Annotated in this window: 16 protein-coding genes and 1 pseudogene; 5 read left to right on the top strand and 12 right to left on the bottom strand. The window is 41.8% G+C overall.

Features of this window, described 5'->3' with window-relative positions:
• Window positions 1-94 precede the first annotated feature (94 nt).
• Window positions 95-844, bottom strand: coding sequence for a DeoR/GlpR family DNA-binding transcription regulator (locus ACT8YW_RS07050; protein WP_258975922.1), 750 nt, complete (start codon window positions 842-844; stop codon window positions 95-97).
• 226 nt (window positions 845-1,070) lie between these two features.
• Here ACT8YW_RS07050 and ACT8YW_RS07045 point away from each other — a divergent pair, with 226 nt between their 5' ends.
• Window positions 1,071-1,580, top strand: coding sequence for a 5' nucleotidase, NT5C type (locus ACT8YW_RS07045; protein ID WP_444104472.1), 510 nt, complete (start codon window positions 1,071-1,073; stop codon window positions 1,578-1,580).
• 114 nt (window positions 1,581-1,694) lie between these two features.
• Here ACT8YW_RS07045 and ACT8YW_RS07040 read toward each other — a convergent pair whose 3' ends face one another.
• Window positions 1,695-2,399, bottom strand: a complete 705-nt coding sequence (locus ACT8YW_RS07040) for an SGNH/GDSL hydrolase family protein (RefSeq protein ID WP_444104471.1) — start codon at window positions 2,397-2,399, stop codon at window positions 1,695-1,697.
• 857 nt (window positions 2,400-3,256) lie between these two features.
• Here ACT8YW_RS07040 and ACT8YW_RS07035 point away from each other — a divergent pair.
• From ACT8YW_RS07035 to ACT8YW_RS07025, 3 genes and pseudogenes are all read left to right on the top strand, one after another.
• A pseudogene (locus ACT8YW_RS07035) lies at window positions 3,257-3,376 on the top strand (vancomycin high temperature exclusion protein); the annotation flags it as partial.
• 179 nt (window positions 3,377-3,555) lie between these two features.
• Window positions 3,556-4,032, top strand: a complete 477-nt coding sequence (locus ACT8YW_RS07030) for a hypothetical protein (RefSeq protein WP_444104470.1) — start codon at window positions 3,556-3,558, stop codon at window positions 4,030-4,032.
• Between the two features lie 271 nt (window positions 4,033-4,303).
• Entirely contained in the window at window positions 4,304-4,732 is a 429-nt protein-coding gene (locus tag ACT8YW_RS07025) for an Hsp20/alpha crystallin family protein (RefSeq protein ID WP_004300008.1), read from the top strand.
• 97 nt (window positions 4,733-4,829) lie between these two features.
• On the opposite strand, the gene ACT8YW_RS07020 is transcribed toward ACT8YW_RS07025, so the two are convergent.
• The 5 genes from ACT8YW_RS07020 to ACT8YW_RS07000 form a co-directional block, all read right to left on the bottom strand.
• Window positions 4,830-5,945 (bottom strand): ABC transporter permease, encoded by a 1,116-nt coding sequence (locus ACT8YW_RS07020; protein WP_444104485.1) that lies wholly within the window; start codon window positions 5,943-5,945, stop codon window positions 4,830-4,832.
• 77 nt (window positions 5,946-6,022) lie between these two features.
• Window positions 6,023-7,126: an ABC transporter permease gene (locus ACT8YW_RS07015; protein WP_004300010.1), complete on the bottom strand. Its 1,104-nt coding sequence runs from the start codon at window positions 7,124-7,126 to the stop codon at window positions 6,023-6,025.
• 2 nt (window positions 7,127-7,128) lie between these two features.
• On the bottom strand, window positions 7,129-8,598 hold the full coding sequence (locus tag ACT8YW_RS07010) for an ATP-binding cassette domain-containing protein (RefSeq protein WP_444104469.1): 1,470 nt from the start codon (window positions 8,596-8,598) through the stop codon (window positions 7,129-7,131).
• 10 nt (window positions 8,599-8,608) lie between these two features.
• Window positions 8,609-9,529, bottom strand: coding sequence for an HlyD family secretion protein (locus ACT8YW_RS07005; protein ID WP_444104468.1), 921 nt, complete (start codon window positions 9,527-9,529; stop codon window positions 8,609-8,611).
• A gap of 16 nt (window positions 9,530-9,545) precedes the next feature.
• Window positions 9,546-10,805 (bottom strand): TolC family protein, encoded by a 1,260-nt coding sequence (locus ACT8YW_RS07000; RefSeq protein WP_186968163.1) that lies wholly within the window; start codon window positions 10,803-10,805, stop codon window positions 9,546-9,548.
• Window positions 10,806-10,965: 160 nt separating this feature from the next.
• Here ACT8YW_RS07000 and ACT8YW_RS06995 point away from each other — a divergent pair, with 160 nt between their 5' ends.
• The gene (locus ACT8YW_RS06995) at window positions 10,966-11,862 is read left to right on the top strand and encodes a helix-turn-helix domain-containing protein (protein WP_444104467.1); all 897 of its coding nucleotides are present in this window, start codon (window positions 10,966-10,968) and stop codon (window positions 11,860-11,862) included.
• A 3-nt stretch (window positions 11,863-11,865) separates the two neighbouring features.
• Here ACT8YW_RS06995 and ACT8YW_RS06990 read toward each other — a convergent pair whose 3' ends face one another.
• The 5 genes from ACT8YW_RS06990 to glmS all read right to left on the bottom strand — a co-directional run.
• Window positions 11,866-12,912 (bottom strand): mannose-1-phosphate guanylyltransferase, encoded by a 1,047-nt coding sequence (locus ACT8YW_RS06990; RefSeq protein WP_004325717.1) that lies wholly within the window; start codon window positions 12,910-12,912, stop codon window positions 11,866-11,868.
• Window positions 12,913-13,092: 180 nt separating this feature from the next.
• The gene (carB, locus tag ACT8YW_RS06985) at window positions 13,093-16,320 is read right to left on the bottom strand and encodes a carbamoyl-phosphate synthase (glutamine-hydrolyzing) large subunit (RefSeq protein ID WP_444104466.1); all 3,228 of its coding nucleotides are present in this window, start codon (window positions 16,318-16,320) and stop codon (window positions 13,093-13,095) included.
• 2 nt (window positions 16,321-16,322) lie between these two features.
• Window positions 16,323-17,468, bottom strand: a complete 1,146-nt coding sequence (gene carA / locus ACT8YW_RS06980) for a glutamine-hydrolyzing carbamoyl-phosphate synthase small subunit (protein WP_444104465.1) — start codon at window positions 17,466-17,468, stop codon at window positions 16,323-16,325.
• Between the two features lie 27 nt (window positions 17,469-17,495).
• The gene (locus ACT8YW_RS06975; protein WP_444104464.1) at window positions 17,496-19,379 is read right to left on the bottom strand and encodes an amidophosphoribosyltransferase; all 1,884 of its coding nucleotides are present in this window, start codon (window positions 19,377-19,379) and stop codon (window positions 17,496-17,498) included.
• A 118-nt stretch (window positions 19,380-19,497) separates the two neighbouring features.
• The coding region (gene glmS / locus ACT8YW_RS06970; RefSeq protein ID WP_444104463.1) for a glutamine--fructose-6-phosphate transaminase (isomerizing) at window positions 19,498-20,578 on the bottom strand (1,081 nt) is incomplete at its 5' end.

Below are 20,578 nucleotides of genomic sequence, written 5' to 3'. Positions count from 1 at the left end.
GTGTTTTTCATAGTATTAGATTTAAGGTTAACAAAGGTTGGAGCAAGGCGTTGCTCCTTTTTTTATGTCTATACGTCATCTTCACATTCAAATTCTATAAAATAACATAGGAGTGTTTTGGCCAATGTTCCATTATAGCTTCCACTTTTGAGTCTTCTGTAACCAGATAGTCTATATCTCCCAAAGAAGCAATAATGTAATCTTCCGCTTTATTTAGTTTATGGCTGTCCGCCAAGACGATCTTCTTTTTGGCACGTTCCACCATCAAGCGCTTCACCATTGCTTCTTCACGATCCGGAGCTGTCAAACCTTGTTGAGGATGGACGCTGCAAACTCCCAACACCAGCCAGTCCGGCCGCACAGTCTGCAAAGCCTGATAAACAGAAATACCAACAGTTACTTGAGAAGAAGGAAATACCTTTCCTCCCAGAAAGATCAGTTCCAGCTTAGGATGATTCATCAATACATTTACAATTGGAAAACTATTCGTATAAATCGTCAATTCCATATTCGCCGGAATTTGACGAGCTACTTCAAGATTTGAAGTACCGCCATCTATCAGCACAATGTCACCCGGCTGAAACAAAGGAACCACCTTGGATGCTATTTCCTGCTTCTCTACAATTCCCAGATTTAGCCGGTCGACAAAAAGATGTGATATCCCCGACTTGGCAATAGCGCCACCATGAACCTTAGTCAGCAGCCCCTGTTCATCCAAATCGATGAGATCACGACGTAATGTATCATCAGACACTCCCAATTCTTGACTTAATGCCGTAATATAAACACGATAATTCTCATTTAAACGGTTTAATATATACTGATGTCTTTCTTCTTTTAGCATATTACGATTCCTCCAACTATTGCATATTACCGCAAATATACATATATTTCGGAAGATAAAAGAAATAATTTGAAGGTTTATTCAAACTTTTGCGGTTTTATTTAAATCAAATTACCTCAAAAACAAGAAAATCGCAACGTCTGATGAAAGCCAGCAAAGAGAAAATGGAACGTAGTTTATTATATTTGACAATAAATAGAAATTCAAATCTTAATAATTCAAAAATATGAAGCAACAAGTATTAGTAGACATGGACGGAGTTCTGGCAGATGTATATACCCAATTCATTGATTGGGAATATAGAGAATCCGGCATCCAATTAGCAATCGAGAGTTTATATGGAAAGACAGAGAATGAGGCTTTTCCATCTTGCGACAGGCATGTACGGAGTAAAGGGTTCTTTAGAACAGCACCTGTCATTCCGAGAAGTGTCGAAGGATTGAAGTATCTCAATGAAAAATATAAAGTCCTGATCGTATCTTCAGCTACCGAATATCCTCAAAGTTTGATAGAGAAACAGGAATGGCTGAACGAACATTTCCCTTTTATCACTTGGGAACAAATGATATTTTGCGGACGCAAAGACAGTATCAAAGGAGATATAATGATTGACGACCATCCTAAAAATTTGAATGTCTTTGATGGAGAAAGATATATTTTCACTCAACCGCATAATATGTTTATCACGGACTATATGCGAGTGAATAGCTGGAAAGACATAATGGACACTCTCTAAAGCATAAATAAGGAGGATTGCAGATATAGACTGATCGTTCATTACGACTGAATCTATTCATGCAATCCTCCCATTTCTTATAGTTGGATTATTCCTACTTCAAGCGATAATAAATCAAAGCGCCTTCTCTATGGCATTTTTAATCAACGGTTCCATAATATCATACCCCTCGCTCGTCGGATGAACTCCATCTTTAGTATATTGAGGATTCAAGGCCTGATTTTCGTCAACCACCATTGCCTTGTAATAATTAACAAATGGAATTTTATTTGCTTTTGCATAAGCCTCTATCCGGTCATTTAAAGATTTAATTTTCTGCGGAACATCTTTTATTCCCATTCTCCACTTAAATGCAGCAGCAGGCAATACGGAAGTCAAAATTACTTTTATTTTATTTGCTTTTGCCAGTTCCGCCATAGAAACGATGTTTCCGAATGTATAATCTTCATTATAAGCTTGTGTATTTTCAGCGACATCATTTGTTCCGGCATTAATCACCACTAAAGCAGGAGAAAGATTAATCACATCTTCCCGAAAACGTAACAAGAATTGATAGGAAGTCTGCCCACTGATTCCACGGCCAATGTAACCATTTGATTTGAAAAAATCCGGATGAGTCCTTACCCATCCTTCCGTAATGGAATTTCCCATAAAAATAACCCGTTTGTCTTTCTTTGTCGCTTGTGGAAGTGCTGCATTTTCTTTTGAATAACGACGTAGATTAGCAAAATCATTTTTCTGTGCATAGCTTTCTCCTATCGAGAAACTCAAGCAAACAACAGCCAATAATATCCATTGGCCCCATCTTCTTTTATCCATGTTTATATTAAGTATTAGTAATATTATATTTCATGCAAAGATAAAAAGAAAAGCGATGCACTATACTTTGTGTGGCCATTTTTTGTGCATTTCCATGCCATAATGTGCTGATAAATGTCAGACGGGAGAGATTTTTTCTGCATATTTGTTATTATTTTCAGGTTTCCAGCAAAAATACGCCATACGCGGGGAGCTTCTAAATTTATTGGTTCTTTTCGTTTGGTTTCGGTTCTAAATAGTCGTATACGTTCGCACATTAATAGCCTTTCTTTGGAGAGGCAAAAATTAGAGGCTTCATCTGCCTGAAACGAAGCCTCTGAATGTATCAAACAGAGGCTCTGTCGCACGTTTTTAGAGCCTCCATTTGGGGAATAAAAAAGCGCCTTTTTGCCGAACGCATAGTGAAGCACTCTCCAAAGGCGGATAACTAACTATATGTCAGCTAGTTACACCTATCTAAAAAAGCCCCCCCCCTTTGAAACACTAAGCGTATTATTTATATTTTTTGAATCTTTATAACGCAAATCGCATGTGCTAAAATTTATTTGTAGCTTTGTTTTTTTCGAATAAATTCGGCTGTTAAATCAGTTCATAGTAATTATTAAAAAAGTTGATGAAGAAAGAAAAATGGAAGCATACGCATTTATCTGTCGTCCAAAATATCGAATAACCGTTAAAACGAAGGCGCTTTTTCTTAATCTATGTTATATAACATGCGTTTTTTCTTGGATTATTTGCTAATTTCACAACAGTCCGTATCTTTGCATTGTGTTTTTCATAGTATTAGATTTAAGGTTAACAAAGGTTGGAGCAAGGCGTTGCTCCTTTTTTTATATCTATATGCTTGATTTCCTAAAAATGCTTATACCGGACTGAAAACTAACATCCGGGAATTACTCGCAAGAGTCAAAATGTTTATAGATTTAGGTATAGATAAACAACCTCATTTCTTGGGGGAGAAAATAACAATTGAATAAGCGAGATACCTCCGATGCATGGAAGTGAGTTTAACATATCCTGAATAAAAAGTGATATACATTTCTTTATTCCCCAATATAGCTCTACCTTTACTGAAAAATCAGAATATGGCAAAGATTACAGTTCAGAAAACAGATGTTACTATCCTAAAAATCAACAAAAGTTATTGAAATAATTTATGGAACAACAAATTCAACTCAACGATCACAACAAGCAGGAATACCCTCCTATGCATACAGCAGAGCATTTACTCAATGCCACCATGGTGAAAACCTTTGGTTGCCCACGTTCTCGCAATGCCCACATCGAAAGGAAAAAGAGCAAATGTGACTATATACTTTCGTCATGTCCGACAGCGGAACAAATCCAGTCTATTGAAGATAAAGTGAACGAGGCAATCAGTCAGAACCTACCTGTGACTGTTGAGTTTATGACTCATGAACAGGCCAAAGATATTGTAGATTTAAGTAAGCTACCTGCCGATGCAAGCGAAACTCTTCGCATTGTCCGCATTGGAGATTATGATGCCTGCGCCTGCATCGGATTGCATGTATCCAATACTTCTGAAGTGGGTACCTTCAAAATCATTAGTTATGATTATGACGAAGAAAGGCAAACACTAAGAATAAGGTTCAAACTGATCGAGAAGAAGTAAACAGGTTATCAAATTAACATCTATCTTATATAAAATAAATAAAAACAGGATACATTTTGTCATTCATATTGCAAAATTGACATTATAAAAATGACAAATAGACAATTTTAGTCTCTAAAACCTCTTGGCATAAGGTTTGCATTTATAGAAGCGAACAACGGTTCGAGAGCGGACGATGGAAGGCGGGATAACCGATACCATCGGAAGTGAAAACACCGAAGTTCTAAATTTATTAATTGAATGTTTAACTTAAAGATAGGAGACTAAAATTATGATGCCTGTTAGAAGAACTCAAAGTTGGTTACCAAGTATCTTTAATGATTTCTTTGATAACGATTGGATGGTAAAAGCAAATGCTACTGCACCTGCAATTAATGTTTTGGAAACAGAAAAAGAGTACAAAGTGGAATTGGCTGCTCCTGGTATGACGAAGGATGATTTCAATGTTCGCATTGATGAAGACAACAACCTCGTTATCAGTATGGAGAAGAAGACTGAAAACAAGGAGGAAAAGAAAGACGGTCGCTATCTGCGTCGCGAATTCTCATACTCTAAGTTCCAGCAAACAATGATTCTACCGGACAATGTGGACAAAGAAAAAATTGCCGCATCCGTAGAACATGGTGTTTTAAACATCGAACTTCCGAAACTCTCTGAAGAAGAAGTGAAGAAGCCCAATCGGCAAATCGAAATAAAGTAATACGGTAACCACTTGCTGTTCACCGGAAACGGTGATAAGAAATAATAAAACAGCTCTTTCCCTGAAAGGGAAACGAGCTGTTTTTATATTATTATCCTTAGTTATTCTTCCGATAACTAATCACTGCCCAACTATTAAACACTACTGCAAAAAACAACAATACTCCAAACTGCGGCAGTAAATCAAAGAAACCACTCCCCTTTAAATACACCATTCGCATCACTTCCATAAAATACCTCAAAGGATTGAGCCTGGTAATTATTTGAGCCCATTCCGGCATACTGCTAATGGGAGTAAACAAACCACTCATCAAAATCACCACCAACAAACAGAACCACATAACAAACATAGACTGTTGCATCGTTGCCGAGTAGTTGGAAATAACAAGTCCGAAACCGGACATTACCAGAACGAAAAGAACTGCGAAAAAGTAAATCAATAGAAAATGACCGACCGGCACTATGCCATAAATTAACCAAGCTAATATGAAACATACAGTCAGCACCACAAAACCAATCAACCAGTAAGGCAGGAGCTTTGCCAAAATAAAGATAAACTTCGGAACCGGCGTCACATTGATTTGCTCAATCGTTCCTACTTCCTTCTCGCTAACTATATTCAATGCAGGTAAGAAACCACAAATCAGAGTCAATAACATGACCATCAATGCCGGAATCATATAGAGTTTATAGTTCAGATTCGGATTAAACAATCCCTGTGTATCAATGCCTATCGAAGGGAAAGCACCGGAGACTGTAGCTGTTGCAGGATATTCCGAACGTAGCCCGGCTGCATAATCATTAATAATAGAAGATAGGTAAGAACTCCCCAGCCCTCCTTTTGTCCCATTCACAGCATTGGCTGCTATCAGTATGTGGGTATCTTCGCCATTCATCCAATCCCGTTCCAGATGCCGCGGAATTTCCATCACAATATCCGCCGTTCCAATTTCAATATTCCGTAGGCCTTCTTCATACGAAGCCGGCACTTCCACCAGACGGAAATAGGTAGAGGCGGCAATCTTATTGACTAAACGTTGTGAAATAGCCGAATGGTCATTATCCACAATATTCAGCTGTATATTCTTGATTTCCAGGTTTACCGCCCAAGGCATCAACAGCATAATCATGCATGGAAATACAAGAATCAATTTCGGAAGAAACGAATTGCGAAGCAATTGTTTAAACTCTTTTTCTATCAGGAACTTTATCATAAATAATTCTTCCATTTATCAATCTGCCCATTAGCACACTGTATAGTATTCATGCAGCCAATTGGCATATCGACATATTATTCCAATCTATACTTAAATTTCTTGATACTGATCGTAATAAGTACCGTCGCCATCAATAACAAGATACCAATCTCTTTATACACCAATGCAACTGGTACTCCTTCAATCATCAGTTTACGCACAGCCTGTATATACCAACGTGCCGGAAGTATATCCGAGATCCATTGAAGTATCACCGGCATACTCTCTATAGGGAAAATCATGCCCGATAAAAGCATCGTGGGCATCATCAGCATCAATCCGGAAACCAGCATGGCCGCAACCTGTGTACGTGTGACTGATGAAATCAATAAGCCCAATGCCAAGGATACGAAGATAAACAGCAAAGATACCGTGATTAACCAGAACAAACTTCCTACCACCGGAACATCTAACACAAAGACCGAAAGCAAAAGAATCGTTATCAGATTGACGAACGACAGCACAAAATAAGGTACAGCCTTTGCCAAAATAATAAATAGCGGCTTCACAGGTGAAACCAATAATACTTCCATCGTGCCTGTTTCTTTCTCACGAACAATGGAAATCGAGGTCATCATGGCGCAAATCAGCATCAGGATCAAGCCCATCACTCCCGGAACAAAGTTATAAGCACTCTTCATCTGCGGGTTGTAGAGCAATTTGATATCAGGAGTCAGGCGGGCAGCCGACATATTCGGGGGAATCATCTCCTGGCCTACCATAGAAACGATTCCTGTCGCATAATTAACTTGCGAAGTCGACATATTGGGATCTGTTGCATCTACTATCAGCTGTACACGAGCATCACCCGTATAGAGATCATCCGCAAACCGTTCGCTAAAGACAATCGCCATATCAACTTCATTCTTTAGGAAAGCAGCTTCCATTTCCTGGGGCGAATGAAAACGTGCAGTAACGGTGAAATACTCACTGGCATCCAAACGATCAATTATTTTTCGCGTTACCACATCATTAGAAGGGTCGAGCACCGCCAACCGAACATTCTTCACTTCCGTGCTGATAGCAAAACCGAATAGAATAATTTGCACGACAGGCATCCCCAACAAAATCAACATGGTTCGCCGGTCACGGAAAATATGATAAAACTCTTTCTTTATAAAAGCTATAAACTGTCTCATAATCAATCTGCTTTGCGCACCGCACCGCGGGCTAATTTCTGAAAAACGTCATCCATCGTTTCCGCACCGAATTGTTGTTTCAGACGGGCAGGTGTATCAAGTGCTTTAATCTGACCGTCCACCATGATAGATATCCGGTTGCAATATTCCGCTTCATCCATATAATGGGTAGTGACAAACACGGTAATACCCTGATCGGCTGCCTGATAGATCAATTCCCAGAACTGTCTTCTCGTAGCAGGATCTACTCCGCCGGTCGGCTCATCCAGAAAAACGATTCTCGGTTCATGGAATATTGATACTGAAAAAGCCAATTTCTGTTTCCATCCCACCGGAAGGCTCTTCACCAGAGTATCCCGTTCGGCAGTAAGCTCCAAACGATCCAACAATTCTTCTGTCTTCCGTTCTATCTCTTGTTCCTTCATGCCATAAATTCCGGCAAACAGACGGATATTCTCCCACACTTTCAGGTCTTCATATAGCGAAAACTTTTGGCTCATATATCCGATATGTTTCTTAACTTGTTCGGCCTCCCGGTAAATATCATATCCTGCCACCTTTCCGATGCCTGATGTCGGTTTACTTAATCCGCAAAGCATACGCATAGCTGTCGTTTTTCCTGCTCCATTAGCACCCAGAAAGCCAAATATCTCGCCCCGGTTCACCTGAAAGGAGATATGATCTACTGCGGTAAAATCTCCAAAACACTTTGTCAACTGTTCCACCTCAATGACCGGAGCTACTTCATGCTTCACTTCCTCCCGCTCCAAAGAAGGAGGGCAAAGAATAGACGCAAATTGATGAAGAATACGTTCGGAGGTATCAATGCCATGAATCTGTCCATGATTGATGAAAGCAATCCGGTCACATTGCCTGGCCTCATCCATGATAGGAGTAGAAACGACAATGGTAATACCCTGTTCCCGTAAGTTTCGAAGCATTTGCCAGAATTCCTTACGCGACACGGGATCTACTCCGGTAGTAGGTTCATCCAGGAATAAAATATCCGGTTTATGAATCAAAGCACAGCTCAATGCCAGTTTCTGCTTCATACCACCAGACAAAGCCCCTGCCCTTCTTTTCCTGAACGGTTCTATCTGTTGATAGATATCTTTAATTAAATCATAATTCTCCTGAACTGTCGTATGGAACACGGTAGCAAAAAACTCCAGATTCTCTTCTACCGAAAGATCCTGGTAAAGTGAAAAACGACCGGGCATATATCCCACCTTCGTACGAATCTGTTTATAATCCGTTACCACATCCAGCCCGGCAACCATGGCCGTTCCTTTATCCGCCAGCAACAAAGTAGTCAGAATACGGAATAAGGAACTCTTACCGGCACCATCAGGCCCTATCAACCCAAAGATTTCTCCTCGTTCCACAACGAAAGAAACGTCTTTCAGCGCCTCCACTGTTCCATAGTTCTTGCCGACTTCTTTCACAACCACTATGGGTTCTCCCTTTTCCATCTCCTCTCCTTTAATTTTTAATCATTAATTTTTTCAATGTCACTCCTCCGTACATACCAATCTTCAATGCTCCGTCATTCTTCACGACAATTTTCACTGCATATACCAAATTAGCACGTTCGTTTTTCGTCAAAATCGTTTTGGGAGTGAACTCCGAACGGTCGGAAATCCAGGTCACTACCCCCGGATAAGCTTTCTGCTCCGAGTTTCCATAATCGGCATACACAGTTACCTCATCTCCCAGTTTCACTTGCGACAACTGTTCGGAGGTAATGTAAGCCCTCAAATACATGCGATCCACTTCAGCCACTTTAAACAGCGGTTTACCTATCGCCGCCAATTCACCGGCTTCTGCATATTTTGCCAATACTGTACCTCCGATAGGCGACTGGACATGACATTTAGCTAACTGATCCTCCATCTGTGCAACCTGTATGGCAACCGAATTTCCTTGTTCTATCAGGCTATTTGTACTATTCTGCAATGATGATTCCTGTGCGACAAGCTGCCTTTCAAGCAATTTGACTTGTGCATCCCAGTCGTCCAACTGTTTCTGATTCGCCGCTCCAGCGGCAAGCAGGTTTTCCACGCGTTTCTTTTCACGTTCAGCTGTTACTATTTGCTGTTTGGTAGCAGCTATCTGTTTAGCAAGATCCGGACGTTGGCTTTCCACAGATTTCATACTGGCCTCCAGTTGTAATTTCTTCAAATACAATTGCACCGTATCCACCAGTCCAATCTCCTCACCTGCTTTCAGTCTTGTCCCCTCTTCTACCTCCAGTCGCAACAACTTTCCGGCAGCTTCGGCAGAGACTATCACTTCCGTGGCTTCAAACGTGCCGGTTGCATCATAGCTGGGTATTCCCTTACCACAAGCAGCCAACATTATCAATGCCACTCCAACCATTCCTATCTTTGTCATTCGTTCCATATCTAAAGAAGTTATATTAATCATTCGTAGTATATTTCAATTGATAAATTCCCATTAACCGTTGAATTTCATGCAACGCTTTCGACTGACGTGCCAAACTCTCATTGGTCAATTCCCGAAGCATCTCGGTCACCGTCAATGTTCCATTCGCCACTTTGGCTTCTGCCGATTTGCGAATATTGGTACGCAAACGGATAATCTCATCATCATCCTGCATTTGCTTTTCCAATGATTGGATGGCCTGATCCTGTTGTGTCATCTCCAATCTTGTATTAAAAAGAAATACATCCCGGTTATTATCCAATTGCCGGCGTTTATTTTCAATTACCTTCCGGTCATTCTTCAAGGTGTACAAACTACCGAAATTCCATGAAAGGCGAACACCCGCAATATAGTAAGGAGAAAATTCATTTTTCAGCATATTCAGTCCGGGGTTTCCATAGGCTCCCTGCACAAACAATCCGAACTGTGGAAGATGACGCACATTCAAAGCTTTCTCCTGTACTTGTAATCCGACTCCTTGCGCATTAAACAAAGACAATTCCGGACGACGAATCTCACTGACAGCCGAAATCTCATCTTGAGGAACAGGTTTCTCCAAAACCGTTTCCTGCGACAACTTCTCTCCTACCAGAAGTGAAAGCATATTCAAATATGCCATACGCGACGAAACCAGTTCAACTCTTTTCTGCTTTGTGTTCAACTGCTCCACTTTTACAGCATCCAAATCGGCCTGATTGGCAATGCCATTTTCTACGTAGGCAGTAATCTGGCGATAATTTCTCTCCAGTTCATCTTGCAACAATGCATTCTGTTTCAGCTGCTCGTCCAACAAAAGAATTCCAAAATAAAGGTCATTTACACGACTATTCAGCGCATACATATCCACATTCAGCTTTTCTTTCTCTATCTCCGCTTCCGCAGTCGTTTGTTTCTTCTGCATCCGGATTCCTCCGCCATCCCAGATTTTCTGTTGTAACTCCAACATCACCTGATATTGATCTTTCGGCAGTCCTTTCAAATCCACTCCGGGAAGCTTCACCGGAATTTCTGTTACCTCACTCTGATAAGAAGCTTTAGCCGAAAGGGCAAACTGTGGCAAATATCCTTTTGCCGCATTCTCAAGATTATATTCCTTTGTTTTCTCCACCAGGCCATACTGATGTACCAACGGATAATTTTCCTGCGTCTTCCGTTGACATTCTTCCAACGTTATCTGCGCATTTATTCCCGATACAAACAATAAAAAGGAGAAACTGAAAAACATTCTTTTCATACACATCATTTCTTTAATTTCTTCAAAGGACAAAGATAGAGGTTTCAAAAATACATTCACATTCCGATAGTTAGTAAAAATGTTCCAATAGTTCGATAAAGAGAAAGAATAAAAGGCTATTTGCTGATTTTTATTATCTTTGGCGGAAAAACAGATAGAAATGGAAAAGAAAATACCATTGAACATAGGTCTCGAAATCTTAGTAAATCCAGATGTCGTCCGATTTAACGAATTTCGTTTTATATCTCCGCATTTCGGATTCGTAAACAGCTTCGCCAAAATAGAATCCAATCTTATCACAATAGATCAACCTTATCGTATCAAAGAGGGACGTATCGCAGTTATCAAACAGGGATATGCGCGCGTATTAATCAACCTGATAGAAGAAACTTTTCAGCCGGACAAGCTACTATTAATTGTTCCAAATTCCATTCTTCAGATTATAGAAGTCTCTCCGGATTTTGATATGCAGATGGTAGCCATGGACGCGGAATTTCTTTCTATAGCCGGAAAAGACAATTTCTTCACTCATCTCTCACAGTTACAGAAAAATCTCATATTATCTCTGACCTCACATGAATACGACTTGTTTAAGAGTTATTTTGCTTTAATATGGAATATATTACAAGAACCGACGTTCCGACGGGAAGCTATTCAATATCTACTAATCAGTCTTTTGTGCAATATAGAATATCTTGTCAAAAACAACAATCAAAAAGAACAGAGCTGTCAGACACATCAGGAAGAGATTTTCCAGCGTTTCATTTCTTTAGTCAATGCTTATAGCAAGAAAGAACGTAATGTTAGTTTTTATGCGGATAAACTATGTCTCACTCCTCGTTATCTTAATACTATCATCCGCCAAACCAGTCAACAAACAGTAATGGACTGGATAAACCAGTCCATTATATTAGAAGCTAAAGTATTGCTAAAACATAGCAATCTGCTTGTTTATCAAATTTCTGATGAATTGAACTTCCCTAATCCTTCTTTTTTCTCGAAGTTCTTTAAGCGAATGACAGGAATGACACCACATGAATATCAATTCTCGAAATAAATTTTATTTCGAGAATTCCTTAATTCTTTGCTCTTCTTCCAGCTTGCAGATCAATAATGTGTTATCTTTCTCTGCAATGATATATCCATCCAAGCCTTGAATAACTACTCGTTTTTCTTCGCTGGCATGCACAATACAATTTTTACTTTCATACAAACGGATATCGGTTCCTACGGTTGCATTTCCAGACTTATCCTGTGGAAGCAAACCGCGAAGTGCTCCCCATGTGCCCAGATCTGACCAGCCAAAAGAAGCGGGAAGTACATAAATCTCCTGTGCTTTCTCCATCACTGCATAGTCGATAGAAATGCTTTCGCAAGTAGGGAATAACTTCTTGATTGTTTCATTCTCTTTCTCTGTATAGAAATCGGGGAAAATGCGATCGAAAATTTGTGCGATGCCCGGAGCATATACACGCATCACGGAAGTAATAGTACGCACATTCCATACAAAGATTCCCGCATTCCAGAAGAAATTGCCTTCTGCCAGATACTTTTCGGCAGTTTCTTTATCCGGTTTTTCCTTAAAAGCATCTACTGTATAAATTTCTTTATCTGTCTGGAGCTGATCGGCAGCAGCAATATATCCGTATCCGGTTTCCGGACGAGTTGGCCGGATACCTATCGTTACAATAGCGCTGCCATCATCTGTGAAACGAAGAGCTTTCTCCATCACTCTACGGAATTCTCCCGTATCAATGACTAATGCATCCGAAGGAGTTACTACAATGTTAGCATTCGGATGTTTTTTCTTGATCTTCCAGCAAGCAAAAGCAATGCAGGGCGCAGTATTGCGCGCACAAGGCTCCGCCAAAATATTACTTTCCGGAATTTCCGGCAACTGCTCCCGAACAATATCAATGTATTTTTCAGAAGTTACGACCCACATATTTTCCCTGGGGCAAACACCGTCGAAACGATCTGCCGTCAACTGAATCAGCGACCGGCCACATCCCATTACATCAATAAATTGTTTAGGACATTCCGGAGTGCTCATCGGCCAAAAGCGGCTCCCTATGCCACCAGCCATTATTACAACATGATTATCCATACCTGTTATTCTCCTGTTTTTTTTAATAATTGCGCAATTTACTCCAAAATGTCTAATTCTACAAGGAAAATGAAAGAAAGTAGTCAAATTCTATTTACGTTTAAATGATACAACTAAAAAAGCCGCCTCCTAAAAATATGGAAACGGCTTCTTCCAGTTATTACATAACAACTGATTCCCTTATTTATACTCTGCCCAGCTCTTGATAGCTATATCATCCACACTCATCGTACAGAAGGCATTGATAAATGCACTAGCCAGACGGGCATTTGTAATCAACGGTATATTCAAGTCAATGGCAGCACGACGGATTTTATACCCATTACTTAATTCTCCGGCTGTCAGATTCTTCGGGATATTGACTACCATGTCGATCTCCTTGCGATGAAGCATCTCCAATGCTTGCGGATGTCCCTCCTCACTCGGCCAATAGACATGAGTACTTTCAATTCCATTCTCTGCAAGCGTTTTGTGTGTACCACCCGTTGCAAAGAGTTTGTATCCCTTATTCACCAACATACGGGCCGCATCCATCATATCGGCTTTCTGTTTCATTGTTCCCGTAGACAGCAGGATATTCTTCTTCGGAATACGATAGCCTACGGAAAGCATTGCTTTGAGTACGGCACAGGAAGTATCCATTCCGATACAACCCACTTCACCGGTAGAAGCCATATCTACTCCCAACACCGGATCGGCCTTCTGCAAGCGGTTGAAAGAGAATTGGGAAGCCTTGATTCCCACATAATCCAGTTCGAAGAGATTTTTTTCCGGTTTCTCCACAGGCAGACCGAGCATAACTTTCGTTGCCAATTCGATAAAATTGATCTTCAACACTTTGCTGACAAACGGGAAAGAACGACTGGCACGCAAGTTACATTCAATCACCTTGATATCATTGTCTTTCGCCAGATACTGAATATTAAACGGACCGGAGATATTTAAAGCCTTGGCAATCTCACGGCTGATACGCTTAATACGACGAACAGTTTCTACATACAGCTTTTGCGGCGGGAACTGAATAGTCGCGTCACCGGAGTGTACTCCCGCAAATTCGATATGCTCACTAATAGCGTATGCCACGATTTCTCCATTCTGCGCCACGGCATCCATTTCCACTTCCTTGGCGTGTTCGATAAACTGGCTTACTACCACCGGATGTTTCTTCGATACATTAGCTGCCAGTTTCAAGAAACGTTCCAATTCTTCCTGGTTGGAACAAACATTCATCGCAGCTCCCGAAAGCACATAAGACGGACGAACAAGTACGGGGAAACCTACCTCCTCAACAAACTCCTGAATGTCATCCATAGAAGTCAACTCACGCCAACGAGGCTGATCCACACCGATACGGTCAAGCATGGCAGAGAATTTCTCACGATCTTCGGCATTATCAATACTCTTGGCACTCGTACCTAGAATATTAATCTTCTGTGCATCCAGACGCAAAGCAAGGTTATTTGGAATCTGACCACCGGTAGATACAATTACCCCATGCGGATTTTCCAGTTCCAGAATATCCATCACACGTTCAAAAGTCAATTCATCAAAGTACAAACGGTCACACATATCGTAGTCCGTAGATACGGTTTCAGGATTATAGTTAATCATGACACTGCGCCATCCCTCTTTGCGAATGGTATTCAAAGCCTGTACGCCACACCAGTCGAATTCTACGGAAGAACCGATACGATAAGCACCGGAACCCAATACGACGATGGATTTATGGTCGCCCAGATAACGCACATCATTTGCTACACCGCTATAAGTAAGATACAGATAATTGGTTTGTGCCGGGTATTCGGCTGCCAACGTATCGATCTGTTTCACTACCGGAAGAATGCCTGCCTCTTTACGGTATTTGCGGATATAAAGAATCCCATCTTCCATATCCCCTTCGTAACCGATGGCACGGGCAATCTGAAAATCAGAGAAACCTTGAACCTTAGCTTTACGAAGCAATTCGTTCGGCAGATCGGCAATCTGTTTGTGATTGTTTCCCCAACTATGCAGTTCTTCAGAAGTCTTCATGATATTCATCAACTTCTGCAAGAACCATTTATCAATCTTAGTCAATTCATGCACCTGATCGATGGTGTAGCCGGCACGAAACGCTTTCGAGATCACGAAAATACGTTTATCGGTCGGTTCGCGCAAGGCTTTGTCGATGTCGGAAATAACCAATTCTTTGTTCTCCACAAAACCATGCATTCCCTGTCCGATCATACGAAGACCTTTCTGGATAGCTTCTTCAAAAGTGCGTCCGATAGCCATCACTTCACCCACAGATTTCATAGAAGAACCCAACTCTTTATCTACACCGTGGAATTTTCCTAAATCCCAACGCGGAATCTTACATACGACATAATCCAGTGCCGGTTCGAAGAAAGCGGAAGTAGTCTTGGTTACAGAGTTCTTCAGGTCGAAGAGTCCATAACCCAATCCCAATTTGGCAGCAACGAAAGCCAGCGGATAACCGGTTGCCTTAGATGCTAAAGCCGATGAACGGGAAAGACGGGCATTTACTTCGATCACCCGGTAATCTTCGGATTCGGGATCGAAGGCATATTGTACGTTACATTCACCCACGATACCGATATGGCGGATGATACGTATTGCCAATTCCCGAAGTTTATGATACTCTTTATTGGTAAGCGTCTGTGAAGGAGCAATAACGATAGACTCACCGGTATGGATACCCAGCGGATCGAAGTTTTCCATATTACAAACGGTGATACAGTTATCGAAACGGTCACGTACCACTTCATATTCCACTTCTTTCCAGCCGCGAAGAGATTTTTCCACCAATACCTGCGGAGAGAAAGAGAATGCCTTTTCTACCAAAACATCCAATTGCTGTTCATTATCACAGAAACCGGAGCCCAAACCTCCCAATGCATAAGCAGCACGAACAATCACCGGATATCCCAGTTCTTTTGCTGCGCGACGCGCATCTTCCGCATTTTCTACGGCTTCACTCTTAATGGTCTTTACATTGATTTCATTCAGTTTCTGAACGAAAAGTTCACGATCCTCGGTATCCATAATGGCCTGTACCGGAGTACCCAGCACTTTTACATTATATTTTTCAAGAATACCTTCTTTATACAATGCTACTCCACAGTTCAGAGCCGTCTGACCACCGAACGCCAGCATAATTCCTTCCGGTTTTTCTTTCTGGATTACTTTCTCTACGAAGTACGGAGTCACCGGAAGAAAGTAAATTTGATCTGCCACTCCTTCGGAAGTCTGCACCGTAGCAATATTCGGATTGATAAGAATGGTTTCAATACCCTCTTCTTTCAAGGCTTTAAGTGCCTGTGAACCGGAATAGTCAAATTCACCAGCCTCACCGATTTTCAGAGCACCTGAACCTAATAGCAATACTTTCTTTATATTTTCTTTCATTGTTACAATAGTTTTACAAATTCGTCGAACAGGAATTCCGTATCCGTAGGTCCACTCGCAGCTTCCGGGTGGAATTGCGCAGAGAACCAGGGATTCTTTTTATGTTTGATTCCCTCGTTGGACCCATCGTTCATATTGATAAACAACGGTTCCCACTCTGCAGTCAACGTATTATTGTCTACGGCATAACCATGATTTTGTGAAGTAATGAAACAACGTTCCGTACCTACCATACGCACCGGCTGATTGTGGCTACGATGTCCGTATTTCAATTTATAAATCTTGGCTCCGCCCGCTTTTGAAAGCAACTGGTTACCCATACAGATGCCGAAGATAGGCAGTTTCTCGTTTACCATCGCCTTCCGTATATTCTGTACCGCAGCATCACAAGTATCCGGGTCACCCGGTCCGTTGGAGATAAACAACCCGTCAAATTCAAGTCCGTTATAATCATAATCCCAAGGTACACGGATCACTTCTACATTACGTTTCAGCAGACAACGAATAATATTTGTCTTTACACCGCAATCTACCAGGACAACCTTCTTAAATTGAGAATTGAAAGTTGAGAATTGAGAATTAAGCTGCGCATAAGAGCTATTTACAGAGAAAGTTTGTGAAGCTCCGGCAGGAAGATAGCAAATAATCTCTTTGCAAGATACACGATCTACATAATTGACGCCTGCGTATACTGCTTCAGGCACATTATCCGGTTCATCATCGAAAACGATTTTTCCCATCATTACTCCATGTTCACGAAGAACCTTAGTCAGCTCGCGCGTATCAATGCCTGTGATACCGGGAATCTGCTCGCGTTTCAACCAGTCACCGAGACTTTCCACCGCATTCCAGTGACTGTATTCATAAGAATAGTCACTTACGATAATCGCTTCCGCGTGGATTTTCTCACTTTCCATGAAAGTGGCAAGTCCATTCGGTTCGATGGTAAAAGGAGGAACACCGTAGTTGCCTACCAGAGGATAGGTAAGCGTCATCAACTGTCCGGCGTATGAAGGGTCAGTGAGGCTCTCCGGATATCCGGTCATGGCAGTATTAAAAACTACTTCGCCTGCCACCGGCTTCTCGTAGCCAAACGACTTACCGGAAAACCGGCTCCCGTCGTCAAGGATTAATGTCACATTTCTCATTCTTATTATTGAATCGTTGTATGGTTGTTAGAATTGATACATTTGTTCTATATAGTCGATGAACGCCCGGTTCACCATTCTCACACCTCCCGGTGTAGGGTAGTTACCGCTAAAATACCAGTCGCCTTTATGATGCGGACAAGCCTCGTGCAATCCCTCCAACGGTTGATAGACGATTTCCACTTTCGCCTTGGTTCCCTTGGGTGTCAGCAGTTCTACCATTTTGGCAGAGATTTCCTCATCAGTGAACGGAGCATAAATGTCTTTCACATAGTTTACCATCTGCTCTTTCGGCAGTCCTACCTGCTCTTTCGATTTACGGTAGGCAGCCGCAATCACATCTTTCATATCCCGCTCCTTTAAAAGTTCGACAGCAGCCCTGAAAGCGATAAACTCGCTCATCTTTGCCATATCGATACCGTAATAGTCAGGATAACGTACTTGCGGAGAAGAAGATACTATCACAATCTTCTTCGGACCGAGACGGTCGAGAATACCGATAATACTTTGTTTCAACGTAGTACCACGCACAATGCTGTCGTCAATAATCACCAGATTATCAACACCGGGTACCAGACTTCCGTATGTAATGTCATACACATGGGCTGCCAGATCATTACGACTGTTTCCTTCGGCAATAAACGTACGGAGTTTGATATCCTTGATCGCCACCTTTTCGCTACGGATGCGGCGGGAAAGAATGACTTCCAGTTCCTCCATATCCGGATGATGCCCTAATGCAGCAATTTGCTGCACTTTCTCCTCATTCAAGTAATCGTCCAGTCCCTGTAACATTCCGTAGAAAGCCACCTCCGCAGTATTGGGAATAAAAGAAAAAACCGTATGATCGATGTCATTATTGATAGCTTTCAATATTCTCGGAACCAACTTTTCACCCAACCGTTTCCTTTCCTTATAAATATCGACATCACTCCCACGGGAGAAATAGATACGTTCGAAAGAACAGGCATGATTTTCGCGCGGCTTGTTAATTTGCGAAGTACGGATTTTACCTTCTTTGCTGATTAACAATGCTTGCCCCGGTTGCAATTCTTTGATTTCCTCAAACGGAACATTCAAAGCAGTCTGGATCACCGGACGTTCGGAAGCAAGAACAGCTATCTCATCATCCTGATACCAGAATGCAGGCCGGATTCCCCACGGGTCGCGGATGGCGAAGGACTCGCCGCTCCCGGTCAATCCGCAGATCACGTATCCCCCATCCCATTCGCGGCTGGAAGTGCGCAACACGTTTGCCAAATCAATATATTCTTCTATATAATGAGTGATTCCCATGCCCGTAAGCCCCTCGGCTTCGGCAAGATTGAATACACGCTCCACTTCACGGTCAAGACGGTGTCCCACCTGCTCCAACATGATATATGTATCGGCATATTTACGCGGATGCTGACCAATGGCAGTGATACGGGCAAATATCTCGTCCACATTTGTCATATTGAAATTTCCGCAGAGGGCCAGATTCTTGGCACGCCAGTTATTTCTTCTTAAAAATGGATGCACATAAGAGATTCCGGATTTTCCCGTAGTGGAATAACGAAGATGTCCCATATATACTTCACCGGCAAAAGGCAAAGTTCGTTTGGCATACGCTGCATCGTGCAACTGTTCGGGAGTGAGATCCTTAAAATTGTTTTGAACGTTTTCAAAGATTTCCGTAATGGCTCCGGAACCTAAAGCGCGTTCACGAAACATATATTCTTCACCCGGATTTGCTTCCAGTTTCACACATGCCAGTCCCGCACCTTCCTGTCCACGATTATGCTGCTTCTCCATCAACAGGTAGAGTTTATTAAGACCATACATCCATGTCCCGTACTTTTTCTCGTAATACTCTAACGGTTTGAGCAAGCGTATCATGGCAACGCCACATTCATGTTTCAATTGTTCCATCTATACTATTTACGATTTGACGATTTACTATTTACAATTTAAATTACCACCCGCCAATCAAACAACTTACTATCCATCATTGATTCTTCAATCGTAAATTGTCTAATTGTAAATTACATTACTCTACTGTTACCGACTTCGCCAGATTTCTCGGCTGATCCACATCCATCCCTTTGCATACCGCAATGTGGTAAGCAAGAAGTTGCAGAGGTACCGTAGTAATTAACGGATCGAGACATTCGATTGTTTCAGGAAGTTCGATACTACAGTCAGCGATTTTGCTGATAACGGTATCTCCTTTCGTCACAAATGCAATCACTTTTCCTTTCCGTGCCTTAATCTCCTGAATATTACTTAATACTTTCTCATACAATCCATTCTGGGTAGCAATCACCACTACCGGCATTTCCGCATCGATCAGGGCAATCGGTCCATGCTTCATCTCCGCAGCCGGATAACCTTCGGCGTGAATATACGATATTTCTTTCAATTTCAATGCACCTTCCAGAGCAACGGGATAACTATATCCGCGTCCCAGGTAAATAAAATTATGCGCATAAGTGAAAGTTTTCGATAACTCCGCCAAAGTATCATTCAAATCCAACACCTCTTTCATTTTTTCCGGAATATGATTTAACTCCTGTACGATTGAAAGATAATGCTGTTCGTCAATGGTTCCTTTCGCTTTGGCAAGTGTCAATGCCAACATCGCCAATACAGTGACCTGTCCGGTAAATGCTTTGGTAGAAGCCACTCCGATCTCCGGACCCACATGAATATATGAACCGGTATGAGTGGCACGGGGAATAGAAGAGCCAATCGCATTGCAAATACCATATATAAATGCCCCGCGGCTTTTCGCCAATTCCACAGCAGCCAATGTATCTGCCGTCTCGCCACTCTGGGAAATTGCTATCACCACATCCTGCCCGTCAATCACCGGATCACGGTAGCGGAATTCGGAAGCATACTCCACTTCCACCGGTATGCGGCAGAAACTCTCAATCAAATGCTTACCGATCAGTCCGGCATGCCAGGAAGTTCCGCAAGCAACAATAATAAACCGTTTGGCATTCAGCAGCTTTTCCCGATGATCTATCACAGCAGAAAGTACCACATTATCAGCTTCCACATTAATACGTCCGCGCATACAATCATGAATACAATCGGGCTGTTCGAAAATCTCTTTCAACATAAAG

The organism is Bacteroides sp. (assembly GCF_052357945.1).
In the GTDB taxonomy this organism is placed as follows: Bacteria; Bacteroidota; Bacteroidia; order Bacteroidales; family Bacteroidaceae; genus Bacteroides.
Note: the sequence above shows the minus strand (reverse complement) of the source record. Positions and strands in the feature narration are given on the sequence as shown.